Source organism: Gordonia jacobaea (assembly GCF_965344965.1).
GTDB classification, from domain to species: domain Bacteria; phylum Actinomycetota; class Actinomycetes; order Mycobacteriales; family Mycobacteriaceae; genus Gordonia; species Gordonia jacobaea.
This window is the reverse complement of record NZ_CBDRLS010000001.1, coordinates 724,039-736,793: the sequence shown is the minus strand read 5'-3', so window position 1 is coordinate 736,793 and position 12,755 is coordinate 724,039. Positions and strand designations below refer to the sequence as shown.

Annotated in this window: 10 protein-coding genes; 4 read left to right on the top strand and 6 right to left on the bottom strand. The window is 65.6% G+C overall.

Annotated elements, in window-relative coordinates; all coding sequences use genetic code 11:
* Positions 1 to 133 precede the first annotated feature (133 nt).
* Complete coding sequence (locus tag ACRVY7_RS03355) at positions 134 to 1,843, top strand: adenylate/guanylate cyclase domain-containing protein (protein WP_197494555.1); 1,710 nt, start codon at positions 134 to 136, stop codon at positions 1,841 to 1,843.
* An 11-nt stretch (positions 1,844 to 1,854) separates the two neighbouring features.
* Here ACRVY7_RS03355 and ACRVY7_RS03350 read toward each other — a convergent pair whose 3' ends face one another.
* The 3 genes from ACRVY7_RS03350 to ACRVY7_RS03340 form a co-directional block, all read right to left on the bottom strand.
* On the bottom strand, positions 1,855 to 3,651 hold the full coding sequence (locus ACRVY7_RS03350) for an alpha/beta hydrolase (protein WP_431815975.1): 1,797 nt from the start codon (positions 3,649 to 3,651) through the stop codon (positions 1,855 to 1,857).
* Complete coding sequence (locus ACRVY7_RS03345) at positions 3,651 to 4,100, bottom strand: hypothetical protein (protein WP_431815974.1); 450 nt, start codon at positions 4,098 to 4,100, stop codon at positions 3,651 to 3,653. Before ACRVY7_RS03345 ends, ACRVY7_RS03350 begins: the two co-directional genes overlap by 1 nt.
* A gap of 113 nt (positions 4,101 to 4,213) precedes the next feature.
* The gene (locus ACRVY7_RS03340; protein ID WP_431815973.1) at positions 4,214 to 4,843 is read right to left on the bottom strand and encodes an alpha-ketoglutarate-dependent dioxygenase AlkB; all 630 of its coding nucleotides are present in this window, start codon (positions 4,841 to 4,843) and stop codon (positions 4,214 to 4,216) included.
* A gap of 194 nt (positions 4,844 to 5,037) precedes the next feature.
* Between ACRVY7_RS03340 and ACRVY7_RS03335 the strand changes: the two genes are divergently transcribed.
* Together ACRVY7_RS03335 and ACRVY7_RS03330 are read left to right on the top strand one after the other, a co-directional pair.
* The gene (locus ACRVY7_RS03335; RefSeq protein ID WP_431815972.1) at positions 5,038 to 7,272 is read left to right on the top strand and encodes an MMPL family transporter; all 2,235 of its coding nucleotides are present in this window, start codon (positions 5,038 to 5,040) and stop codon (positions 7,270 to 7,272) included.
* A 37-nt stretch (positions 7,273 to 7,309) separates the two neighbouring features.
* On the top strand, positions 7,310 to 7,966 hold the full coding sequence (locus tag ACRVY7_RS03330; RefSeq protein ID WP_431815971.1) for a TetR family transcriptional regulator: 657 nt from the start codon (positions 7,310 to 7,312) through the stop codon (positions 7,964 to 7,966).
* A 9-nt stretch (positions 7,967 to 7,975) separates the two neighbouring features.
* On the opposite strand, the gene ACRVY7_RS03325 is transcribed toward ACRVY7_RS03330, so the two are convergent.
* A complete protein-coding gene (locus ACRVY7_RS03325) occupies positions 7,976 to 8,566 on the bottom strand; it encodes a TetR/AcrR family transcriptional regulator (RefSeq protein ID WP_431815970.1) in 591 nt (196 codons plus the stop codon).
* Between the two features lie 126 nt (positions 8,567 to 8,692).
* On the opposite strand from ACRVY7_RS03325, the gene ACRVY7_RS03320 reads away from it, so the two are divergent.
* Positions 8,693 to 9,721 (top strand): NADP-dependent oxidoreductase, encoded by a 1,029-nt coding sequence (locus ACRVY7_RS03320; protein WP_431815969.1) that lies wholly within the window; start codon positions 8,693 to 8,695, stop codon positions 9,719 to 9,721.
* A gap of 22 nt (positions 9,722 to 9,743) precedes the next feature.
* Here the strand turns inward: ACRVY7_RS03320 and ACRVY7_RS03315 are convergent, their stop codons facing one another.
* The gene (locus ACRVY7_RS03315) at positions 9,744 to 10,895 is read right to left on the bottom strand and encodes a pyridoxal phosphate-dependent aminotransferase (protein WP_431815968.1); all 1,152 of its coding nucleotides are present in this window, start codon (positions 10,893 to 10,895) and stop codon (positions 9,744 to 9,746) included.
* Positions 10,896 to 10,916: 21 nt separating this feature from the next.
* The gene (locus ACRVY7_RS03310; protein ID WP_324288136.1) at positions 10,917 to 12,584 is read right to left on the bottom strand and encodes a DNA repair helicase XPB; all 1,668 of its coding nucleotides are present in this window, start codon (positions 12,582 to 12,584) and stop codon (positions 10,917 to 10,919) included.
* Between the last annotated feature and the right edge of the window lie 171 nt (positions 12,585 to 12,755).

The window sequence follows — 12,755 nt, the reverse complement described above, 5'->3', positions numbered from 1 at the left end:
AGTCCCCCGGGTGCGGCGCCGGCCTTTTTGGCGTTTCGCCTTGCGTCGTCACACACGATCGAGTTCTGATCGCGGCATTTCGCCTGTCACAATGAACTGTCTTATGTGACACAACAGGCAGAAAGGCGCCTCGGTGCATCCGCAACGCTCCCGCGACCACGATGACAGGTGGTCTCGCGCGCGGCGTCGATACTCCACATTCGTGTGGGGAGTCGAGCGACCTCCGACGTTGCGCGAATGGGGTGGCATCGGCCGGGCAGAGCGTATTCGGCTCGCCCGCCGCGCGAGCGTGATCGCCGGTTCGGCAATCGTCGGCAGCAACGTGCTCGTCGGCCTCGAGACGTTCCTGCTGGTCCAGCTCGCGTACAACGGTGGCCAGATGACGTTCGCCACGACGCTGGGCGCACCGAACTTTCCGGCCGTCGTCGCGGCGATCGGTGTTGGCCTCGTGGTCAATGTGGTGCTGGTCTTCGCGGTGATGGTGCCGCAGTTGCGCTGGTTCATCAGCGGCGAGCAGGCCGATCGGGAGCGTCGACGATCCGTCCAACGAATTCCGTTCGCGCAGGCTGCGGCGACGATTGTCGGCTGGCTACTGGCCGTGCTCAGCTACGTGTTGCTGTCGTTGGACAGGCTCAGCGCCGACGACCTGCTCGGCGTCGCGGTCGCCTTCGCGCTTGCCGGTCTGTCGATCGGATGCCTCACCTACCTCTTCGCCGAACGCTCGGCGCGCCCGCTACTGATCATTGCGCTGCAAGATCACCCGGCGACCCATGCGGTGCAGGGCGTGCGAGCCCGTATGGCAGCGGTGTGGGCGATCAGTTGCCTCGTGCCGATGAGCGGATTGCTGATCATCAACCTCGGGAGGGGATCGGGACTGTTGCCCCCGGCTGCCGGCCGGATCGATTGGACGACGGTGGTGCTGGCCGCAGTCGGCCTCGCTGCGGGAGTGCGCGTGATCATGCTGGTCGGGCAGGCCATCATCGATCCGCTCACCGAACTGCGGCACGCGGTGCAGCGGGTCCAGGATGGCGACCTCACCACCCACGTCGACGTGTACGACTCGTCGGAGCTCGGCGTGCTGCAACACGGCTTCAACGAGATGGTGGAGGGCCTCGACGAACGTGAGCGGATGCGTGAACTGTTCGCGCGGCACGTCGGCGACACCGTCGCGCAACTCGCCATCGAACACGGTGCAGGTATGCACGGATCGAACTGCCAGGTCGGGGTGCTGTTCGTCGACATCGTCGGATCCACCACGCTGGCCGAGCATCGGGCGCCGGAAGATACCGCGGCGCTGCTCAACTCGTTCTTCTCCGTTGTCGCCGATGTGGTCGATAGACACGGCGGCTTCGTCAACAAATTCGAGGGCGACGCGGCGCTTGCTGTGTTCGGTGCCCCCGTCGAACTCGACGACCCCGCAGCCGCGGCACTCGCCGCCGCGCGCGACCTCGCCAGGGGCCTGACCGAGGCGCTCGAGATCCGGTGGGGGATCGGGGTTTCCTACGGAACCGTGTTCGCCGGCAACATCGGTGCCGAACGGCGCTACGAGTACACAGTGATCGGCGACCCGGTCAACGAGTGTGCCCGTCTGTCGGAGGCGGCCCGCAGCGGTCGGTATCCGGTTCTTGCCAGCGGCGACGCGATAAACGCGTCGGAGGACGAGAGCGAACACTGGACGGCGGTTGATCGTCGAGTGGTGCGCGGGCGCAGTGAGATCACCGAGATGTATGCCCCGATCGGCCTCGACGGCCAGACCCCGTTGTCGATCGGCGGGTTGATCTCCGGACTGCTCGGCCCCGCGATCCGGATGGCGACGGGCTCGTCCAAACACTCCGACAAGTGAACGCGCGCAGCTCATTTCGGTAGTCGCAGCGGGACGTCGGGAAGGCCGGGCACGTCGATCACGCCTGCTTCCGCCAGGTGCTTCAGTTCCCCGACGATCGGAATGTCTGGTGCTCGATAGACGTACGGGGTCGGCTCCTCGCCGACGACGACGCGCGCGATGTTGTTGAAGGCGTCGGAGTTCGGGTCGTCCCAGTAGTCGCCGTGGCCTGCGGTGCCTGCTACGAGCCGCCGGGGATGCTGTCCGTCATCACCGAAGTAGCCCGAGTCCATGCGCGTCACGCCAGGGGCGGTGTCGGGATCGGCGCCGTGCGGATTGCCGGGTAGCGATTGGATGCCCTGGATGATATCGCCCGGTGCGGTCATCGAGAACCGCTCGACGTGCGGATTGGCGTTGTCCCACCCGCCCTCGAACACTCCGGTGCCCGCCGACGACGCATAGATGACCCGATCGGCGCGCAGCCCCAACTGTTCGGCCGATCCGACGACCGAACCCCCGTAGGAGTGGCCGATGAAGGTGGTCTTCGCGTCGGGGGCGTGGCGGGCGATCTCGGCGTCGAGTTCACGACCGAAATCGACGAGTCCCGGTGCCATGCTGCGAGCGAAGGCGGGGTCGGCTGCCGAATCGTCCAAGGACTTCTCCACCCCCGACCGGGCGCCGTCCCGCGCACCCGGCAGGCCATCCCGCAGGCCGCCCTCCAGCGCGTCGAGCGCGGCGGAGGGCGCACCCTCGTAACCCATCTTCTGCGGCAGTTCACCGTTCATGTACACGAAGACCGGTCCGTTGGTTTCCTTCGCGAGGTTCCATGCGGAGTTGCTGTTGCGCAGGCTGCCGTTCATGTTGCTGTTCGTTCCGGGTACCACCACCGCAGCGTTACGTGTGTCCTTGTTGAAAGTGCCGATCATCTCGATGAACCGGCCGTTGCCGGTGTTGTCGAATGCGATGAATCTGCGCTCGGTCTTGTTGTCGTCGGCGAGGTAGGCGCCTGCGTTGTCGCGGTCGACGGCGGAGGCGGGGTCGTTCTTCTGTCGCAGGAAGTCGGTCAGCATCTGTGCGCGCGGCCCCTCACCACGTCCGGCTGCGATCTCCGCTGCCAATGCGGTGCGGATGTTGATCTCGTTGGCATCGGCGCGGGTGTCGAACGGCACGCCGTCGAGGTTGCCCATGACGTTCGGATCGGCCTGGATCAGACGACGCACGTCGGTGGGACTCATTGACTCCAGGTACTGGCGTCGGTGTTCGGCGGGTAGGTTACGCAGATCGGCGACCACCCGGTCCGGGTCGGCGCGGGTGCCGCCGGGCAGCGTGACGTCGGGCTGTCCGTTGACCATGGCTGCGATGTCGGATGCCAATTCGCCGATCCGACGGCCGTAGTCGGTGTCGAATTCGGTGAGGGTGTCAATGCCGATGGCGATCCGGTTCTCGCGGACGAAGGCGTTCATGTCCTCGTCGGGATCGGCGTGGGTCACCTCGCCGGTGTCGGACACGGTGAACCCGTCGGCGATCGCGTTGTCGACCTCGCGGATCAGATACGCCCGTGCATGGGCAATGTCTGCGGCGGCGTCCTTGGCCTCGTCGGCGATCTGGTTCAGTACGTTACGTACCTCGGAGGCGTGGTCGCGTTCTTCGGTGATCCGCATCTGCGCGGCGTCGTGGGTTGCGCCTCGCCACGAGGCGGCGTCGTTCAGTGATCGCTCGACTGCCGCGAGGGACGTGTCGAGCGTCTGAGCTGCGGCCTGTGCGGCCGCGCCTGCGGCCGAGATCGCGTTGGTACTCCATCCGCGCACCGCTGAGATGGTCGGTTTCATCAGCGGGTCGGCACGCTGCGTAGGGATGCCGCTGCGCGATCGTCGCGATCGATGGCCATGGCGTTGAACGTCATGAGCGAATCGGCCAGTGTCGCAAGTCGAGCCGAGATCGAGGCGATCGTCGGAACCGCCGAGGTCGACGCCGAGTGAAGCGCTGTCGTCACGTCACTCATCGCACCGGACACCGACGACAGCGCATCGAGTTTGAGCTCCGCCACGACCTTCGATTCACGCCGCCATGCACTCGCGGTCTGCTCGATCTCCTCGGGTCGAACACCGAAAGGCGCTCGGGCAGAGGAGGATTGGTCAGGATCTGATCGATCAGGGCCAGGCCCAGGAGCAGGGGTGCTGTCCTCGCGGTCCGGCTTCCTCGCTCTGTTGAGGAGTTCGGCCAAACCTTCTCCGATTACATCCGCCATGCCATCGAGCGGCAGTTGAGGTGCTGTCACGTGTCGGTCCCCCTGATGTCACGTTCAGATGTTCCCGTCGGCTGGCACCGACGGCACAGACTCTGACGCACCCAAGGGGGTAAAGGTTCCAAAGATCTTCGGGAGTCTCCCGCTCACCACACGCCGGGTGGGCGGAACTGCACGCTCATTCGCGCCCCGACGCCGCGGACTTTCGGCACCGCGTGCTCCCAGGTGCGTTGACAACTCCCGCCCATCACCAACAGATCGCCCGCCGACAACGTGAATTTCAACGACGCTCCGCCGCCGCGCGGCCGCAGTGCCAACGGGCGCGGTGAGCCGAGGGAGACGATCGCGACCATCGTGTCGTGCGTGGCGCCACGCCCGAACCGGTCGCCGTGCCACGCAACCGAATCCGACCCGTCGCGATACAGGCACAGGCCCGCGGTCGCGAAGCCCTCGCGCAACTCGTCGCGGTAATGCGCTGTCAGGGCCGCTCGCGCGTCGGCGAGTAACGGGTCGGGGAGTTCGTCACTCGCCTGGTAATTGCAGACCAGACGCGGGACGTCGACAACCCTGTCGTACATCCGACGACGCTCGGCCCGCCACGGAACGACGTCGTGCAGAGCGTCGAAGAGGTCGGTGCTGCCTGCGATCCATCCCGGCCGCAGATCCACCCACGCGCCGTTGGTCAGGACTCGACGCTCGACGTGCGATCCGAGATCGCGCAGCCGCGGTGACTCGGCGTCGAGGTCGAAGATCGATCCCTGGACTCCTGCGCTCATGGACGTCAGCCTACACCGATATCGAACGTGTGTTCGCAAGGCGGTCGCAGGCGCTCGTGTGGGACGTCGCTCACAATCGCGGCTCGGAGGTGGCACATTGGCCGGAACGATCTGTATACCGGAGCACAAGTGTTAGCAACTAACACTTCTTAGTTGCTACCAGAATGTCGGAGTCTTCTCGAGGGAGTGCACAGATGGCGTCGTTGTTGTTTCGGGTGGGACGGTTCTCGTTCCGCCACAAGTGGTGGGTGATCGGGGCCTGGGTGGTCATCGCCGCGTTGCTCATCGGGCTCGTGGGTGCGTTGAATCCGAAGTTCGCGAAAGACTTCGAACTCCCAGGAACCGACTCCGGGACCGCGACATCGCAGGTCGAGGAGTACTTCCCCGAGGCGATGAAGCAGCAATCGCAGGCGTCGACCAGCGTCCTCGTCGCCGCGGACGACGGGCTGGCCGCCCATTCCGCTCAGATCGACGCACTCGTCGCCGACCTGCACACCCTGCCCGACCTCACCGACAAGGCAACGGTGCTGAACCCGGTCACCGTCGCCGCGGCCAAACCCGAGCTCGCGTCGTCGGTTCTCGGTGACGGCGGCAAGGTCGGTTTGATCCAGGTGCGGCAGAACATCGAGCTGACCGACCTCACCGTCGAGAACAAGAAGCAGTTGACCGACATCCTCGAGAAGCATCGGGGCAATGGCCTGCAGGTCGAGGCCACGGGTTCGCTGATGAGTGTCATGGAGGCGGGCGGCAAGGCCGAGCTGATCGGTTTCGCGGTCGCCTTCGTGGTGATGATCGTCGCCTTCGGGGCGCTGGTCGCCGCGTTCATCCCGCTGATCACCGGACTGATGGGCGTGATGATCACCATCATGCTGCTGCGGCTCAGTGCCGAGGTCATGACGGTCAACGAGACCGCGACCGCGATCGTCACCATGCTCGGCATCGCCGTGTCGATCGACTACGCGCTGTTCATCGTCTCGCGCTACCGCGGCGAGGTGAAACGCGGCGGAGACAGGGCCGACGCCGCGGGCCGCGCGGTCGGTACGGCAGGCTCCGCGGTGGTCTTCGCCGGTTTGACCGTGATCATCGCTGTCGTCGCGCTGATGGTGGTCGGGATCCCGCTGATCACCCAGATGGGTGCGGGCGCCGCCGTCGCGGTGTTCATGGCCGTGATCGCCGCGCTCACCCTGATCCCCGCGCTGCTCGGCGCCGTCGGACGTTTCGCGTTCACCCCGCGCATCCCGTGGATCAAGCACGCAGAAGAATCCGACACCGCCGACACCAACGGAGTTCGCTTCGGCCGCATGGTGGTTCGACGACCCATCCCGTTCATCGTCGCGGGTCTCGCGGTGCTGGTGCTCGCGGCGATCCCGGTCGGCAAGCTGCAACTGGGACTCTCGCTCTCCAGCGACGACGAGGCTCCCGCGCAGGCACTGCTGCAGCGTGGCTTCGGTGAGGGCATCAACGGCCCGCTGCTCGTCGTGCTGCACTCCGAGGACGGCACGGTGGAGAAGGCGGCCACCGAGACCGTCGCGCACATCAAGACGCTGCCCGACGTCGCCAATGCGTCGACGATGACGTGGCTGGGCAACGGCACACCGCAGCCGAATGTCGGGGCAACCGCCGCGCTGATCTCGGTGACGCCCGAGAGCGCGCCGTCGGATCAGGCGACGCACGACCTCATGGAGCAGATCCGCGCGTTCAGCCCCGAGGCTCAGCGGGCGGGGGCAGAGCTGCACGTCGGTGGCCAGACGGCGATCATGTCCGACCTGTCCGCCAAACTCGACAAGGCGCTCATCCCATATCTGATCGTGGTGGTCGGGCTGGCATTCCTGATCATGATCGCGGTGTTCCGGTCGATCTGGGTCCCGCTGATCGGAACGATCGGCTTCATCTTCTCGGTGCTGGCGACGTTCGGTGTGACGGTCGCGATCTTCCAAGAGGGTTGGTTCGGTCTGATCGACAACACCAAGCCGATCCTGTCGTTCCTCCCGATCTTCCTGATCGGCGTGGTGTTCGGCCTCGCGATGGATTACCAGGTGTTCCTGGTGACGCGAATACGCGAGGAGTACATCCACGGGATGAGTGCGAAGGATGCGATCATCGCCGGCTACCGGCACGGTGCGCGTGTCGTCACATCGGCGGCGATCATCATGATCAGCGTGTTCGCCGCGTTCATGCTCTCGCCCGACACGACGGCCAAGATGCTCGGCTTCTCGCTGGCAACAGCGGTCCTGTTCGACGCCTTCATCATTCGCATGATGGTCGTGCCCGCTGTGATCACTTTGCTGGGCGATAGGGCATGGGGTCTGCCACGATGGCTGGACAAGCTGGTTCCCAACCTCGACATCGAGGGTGAGAAGGTGCGCGACCGCGGCATCCCGCAGGCGAGCACCGACGAACCTCGCGAGGTGGCCGCGGCGTCGAGTTGAGCGGACCGGGAAAAGAGTAGATAGGGAGAGCACTGCGATGACCGAGGCGACGAGTACGGCAGCGATGGCTTCCGCGCCCGCCTCGGTCTCGCATGCGCCAGCCGCCCCGGTGCCGCCGATCGGGTTGCGCGAGAAGCACAAACGTCGTACCAGGGCGGCGATTCGGGCGGCGGCGATGGAACTCTTCGACGCCAACGGCTACGCGCAGACGACGGTCGCCCAGATCGCCGAGGCGGCCGACGTCTCGCACACCACCTTCTTCCGCTACTTCCAATCCAAGGAGCAGGTGGTCATCAGCGATGACCTCGACGACGAGTGGCAGGCTGTCCTCGAGGCAATCCCGCCGGGACTCGGCCGATTCGATCTGCTCCGCGCGATGGTGCGGGGACTGGTCGAGTTGGTGTTGGCCGACGACTGGGCGTCGGACCCGGCTCGCATGACGCTCATCCAGTCCGAGCCCGCGCTGCTGCTGGTCAATCAGATCGAATCCGACCGCGCGATCTCGGAGGCGGCAGATTTCATCGCCGACTACCTCGGCGTGGAGCGTGACAGTCCGCGGCTCCGCGTCTTCATCGCCGCGGTCGGCGGCATGATGTTCCACATCGCCAACGGGACCGAGAACGTGCGCGACGGCAGATTCCTCGAGACGCTTCTCGAGGCGATCGACCTGCTGGAGCAGGGCCTACCGCTGTGAGTTCGCGCGCTACGCAGACGTGCCGAGGGCACTGGTCGCTGCGTCGAGCGTGCGTGCCGCTTCGTCGGGATTGATGCGCGCCAGGCACTGCGCGGCGATGATCGCGGCGACGGTGAGTCGTGTGTGATGGTCGACGATGCTCGACGACGCGTCGGGCATGTGTGCCGCGATGCCGCGTCGGATCGCGTCGGACAACATCGCCCGATAGTTCTCGATGACGCTGTGCACCGCATCGTCGGCGCCGATCGGTGTCGCCGACGCGGTGAGGATAAGGCATCCCGACGGCGTCGCAGCGTCGGCCGCCGACGCCGCCGTGATGGCGTCGCGCAGGTCCGAGAGGTACGAGCAGATGGCGTCGGGGTGCACGTCGTCGCGGTTCAGCTCGGTCAGCAGCGGTGTGACGATGGTGGTCAGGTAGTCGTCGACCGCGGCGTCGAACAGTCCGCGCATGCTGCCGAACGCGTGATAGATGCTGGAGCGGCCGACACCCGACGCGGACTCGACATCGGCAACCGAGACGTCGCTGAAACCCTTCTGCCAGAACAGATCTCGGGCAGAAGCGATGAGTTCGGTCGAATCGAACGTTGCGGTGCGTCCCACAGCTGCCTCCTCGCACTGATTTTGCAACGATCATTCTACTATGCCTATAGTGCAATGAACAGTCCAGAATATGCGCTGAACCAGAATGTGCCTTGACTGCGCACCCACACCGAGGAGAGTGGAGACATGACCGCAACCAGTACCCAGATCCAGTTGGTGTCCCGTCCGGTCGGATGGCCGAAGCAGTCCGATTTCCGCACCGTGACAGTCGTTCTCGACGATCTCGAGCCGGGTGAGGTGCGCGTGGCCAACGAGTTCATGTCCGTCGACCCGTACATGCGCGGGCGGATGATCGACACTCGCAGCTACGTTCCGCCCTTCAAGCTCGACGAGACGATGACCGGGGGCGCTGTGGGGCGCGTCGTCGAATCTCGCTCCGATGACGTGCCGGTCGGCGCGTTGGTGCTGCATCAGTACGGTTGGCGCGACGTGGCACAAGGTCCTGCGAAGGCGTTCACCGTGCTACCGGAGCCGCCGTCAGATGCCAACGGCGACAAGGCGTTCGACTCGTCGCTCTATCTCGGTGTGCTCGGCATGACGGGTCTGACCGCATACGTCGGCCTGACCGAGATCGCGAAGATGAAGCAGGGCGACATCGTGTTCATCTCCGGCGCCGCGGGTGCCGTGGGGACCGCCGCGGGCCAGATCGCACGATTGCTCGGCGCAAAGGCGGTCATCGGCTCGGCGGGTAGCGACGAGAAGGTCGAATTGCTCACCGGCCGTTACGGATTCGACGCCGCGGTCAACTACAAGGACGGCCCGATCCGTAAGCAGCTGCGCGCAGCCGCTCCGGACGGCATCGACGTCTACTTCGACAACGTCGGAGGCGACCACCTCGAGGCGGCCCTCGACGCGTTCAACGACGGCGGTCGCGCGGCGCTCTGTGGTGCGATCGTCGGCTACAACTCCACCGAGCGGGTTCCCGGCCCGGACAACATGTCGAACATCATCACCCGCGCACTGACGCTGACAGGTTTCACCGTGGGGCATCACTTCGACAAGGCGCCGGAGTTCACCGCCAAAATGTCGGAGTGGCTCGCGGCCGGCGACGTGGTCTTCGACGAGACCGTCGTCGACGGCATCGACCACGCGATCGACGCCTTCCTCGACATGATGCGCGGCGCGAACGTCGGAAAGATGGTCGTGCGTCTGTAGGTGTGGGTCTGTCGGGTGACGGTCAGAGTGTCCGCAGCCGCCGCGCGGCCTCGGCGATGACGTCGTCGCGTTTGGAGAATGCGAAGCGCACCATGTGTTTCCACGGCTCCTTGTCGTCGGCGAAGACGCTGACCGGCACCGCGGCGACACCGATCCGCTCGGGCAGTGTCCGGCAGAACTCGACGCCGTCGTCGTATCCGAGTGGGCGCGGGTCGGCGCAGACGAAATAGGTTGCCTCGCTGCGATGTACGTCGAACCCGGAGTCGACGAGCGCCGAGGTGAGCAGATCGCGCTTGGCCTCGAGTTCTGCAGCGGACTTGCGCACCCATTCCATCTCGTTGTCGAGGGCGACGGCAACCGCCGGCTGAAACGGCCCCGACCCGACGTAGGTCATGAACTGCTTGGCCGCGCGTGCCGCGGCGACCAGTTCGGACGGGCCGCTGATCCAGCCGACCTTCCAGCCGGTGCAGTTGAATGTCTTTGCGGCGCTGGAGATTCGCAGAGTGCGTTCGCGCATCCCGGGTAGCGTCGCCAGCGGGGTGTGGGTGCGGCCGTCGAACAGGAGGTGCTCGTACACTTCGTCGGTCACAGCGACGACGTCGTGCTCGATGCACAGGCGCGCGATCTCGGCGAGGTCGTCGTCGGAGAGCACGGTTCCGGTGGGGTTGTGCGGTGAATTGACCAGCACGACAGAGGTTTTCGGTCCGAATGCGTCGGCGAGTCGTTCGCGGTCGAGTCGGAATCCGTTGCCGTCGGCGATGAGCGGGACGACGCGTCGAACCCCGCCGGCCATCGCAACCGTTGCGGCATAGGAGTCGTAGTACGGCTCGATCATCACCACTTCGCGCCCCGGTTCGACCAGCCCGACGATCGCGCCCGCGATGGCCTCGGTGGCGCCGACGGTGATGAGCACCTCGGAGTCGGCGTCGTAGTCGAGACCGTAGTGCTCACGCTGGTGCCGCGCGACGGCGTGGCGCAGCGCCGGGACACCGATGCCCGGCGGGTACTGGTTGTGTCCGGTCGAGATCGCAACCTTCGCGGCGTCCAACATTGATTCGGGCCCGTCGGTGTCGGGGAAACCCTGGCCGAGGTTCACTGCATCGTGAGCCACGGCCAGCGCCGACATCTCGGCGAAGATCGTGCTGGAGAACGGACGAAGGCGCTCGACGGTCATGGGGTCAAGGCTAACCGTGGATCAGTCCACGGACTCCTCGCCGATGGCCGGGCCGAGCAGGTCGTCGGCGTCGGTGATGCGGTACGCGTAACCCTGCTCGGCGAGGAAACGCTGCCGGTGGGCGGCGTAATCGGCGTCGAGGGTGTCGCGCGACACCACCGAATAGAAGTGCGCCTGGCCGCCATCCTTCTTGGGGCGCAACAGACGACCGAGTCGCTGTGCCTCCTCCTGGCGAGACCCGAACGTGCCCGACACCTGCACCGCGACCGACGCCTCCGGCAGGTCGATCGAGAAGTTCGCGACCTTCGAGACGACGAGCGTCTGCAGCTCTCCCGAGCGGAAGCGGTCGAACAGCGCCTCGCGCTCCTTGTTCTTCGTCGAGCCCTGGATCACCGGGGCGTCGAGTTCACGGCCGAGCTCTTCGAGCTGGTCGATGTACGCGCCGATGACCAGCGTCGGCGACCCCGCGTGCTTGGCCAGGATCGACTTCACGACGTTGACCTTGGTGTGCGCCGTCGAGCAGAGCTTGTACTTCTCCTCGTTCTCGGCGACCGCGTACTGCAGGCGCTCCTCGTCGGTGAGCGTCACGCGCACCTCGACACAGTCGGCAGGCGCGATCCAGCCCTGCGCCTCGATGTCCTTCCACGGAGCGTCGTACCGCTTGGGTCCGATGAGGCTGAACACGTCGCCCTCACGGCCGTCCTCACGCACGAGCGTCGCGGTCAAACCGAGTCGACGCCGCGACTGCAGGTCGGCGGTCATGCGGAACACGGGCGCAGGCAGTAGATGCACCTCGTCGTAGACGATGAGGCCCCAGTCGCGGGAGTCGAACAGATCGAGATTCTTGTACTCGCCCTTCGACTTTCGCGTCATCACCTGATAGGTCGCGATGGTGACGGGACGAATCTCCTTGCGCTCACCCGAATACTCGCCGATCTCCTCCTCGGTGAGCGACGTACGCGCGATGAGCTCACGCTTCCACTGCCGTCCCGCAACGGTATTCGTCACCAGGATGAGCGTCGTCGCCTGCGCTTTGGCCATCGCCGCGGCACCGACCATCGTCTTGCCCGCACCACAGGGCAGCACGACGACACCCGAACCTCCCGCCCAGAACGAGTCGGCGGCCATCTCCTGATAGTCGCGCAGATGCCACTCGTCCTGTTCCAGCTCGATCGGATGCGCCTCACCGTCGACATACCCCGCGAGATCCTCCGCGGGCCAACCGACCTTCAGTAGCACCTGCTTGAGCCGACCACGCTCCGACGGATGCACCACGACGGTGTCGTCGTCGATCCGCGCACCGAGCATCGGCGCGACCTTCTTGTTGCGCAGGATCTCCTCGAGGACCGCGCGGTCGAAGCTGACGAGCGTCAGCCCGTGCACCGGACTCTTCACAAGCTGCAGCCGACCGAACCGACCCATCGTGTCGACGATGTCCATGAGCAGCGGCTGCGGGACGGCGTATCGCGAAAACGATACGAGAGCATCGACGACCTGCTCGGCGTCATGCCCGGCCGCACGAGCGTTCCACAGCGCCAACGGTGTCACCCGGTAGGTGTGCACATGTTCAGGCGCGCGCTCGAGCTCGGCGAACGGGGCGATCGCTCCACGCGCCGCGGCCGCGTCGGGGTGATCCACCTCGAGCAGCAGCGTCTTGTCGGATTGCACGATCAGGGGTCCATCAGTCACCCGCGCCATTGTATAAGGGTTCATCTGTGCGGCTCGTGGCTGCGTCGTGTGCCACCGGCCGACGCGTGTCCCTTATGCCCGTTAAGTGACACTGTTCTGCGTGACTGTCGCGGCGTAGAGTAAGCGGAGCAAACCTCCGGATATCTTCGGGGTACTACGACGCAAGTGGGG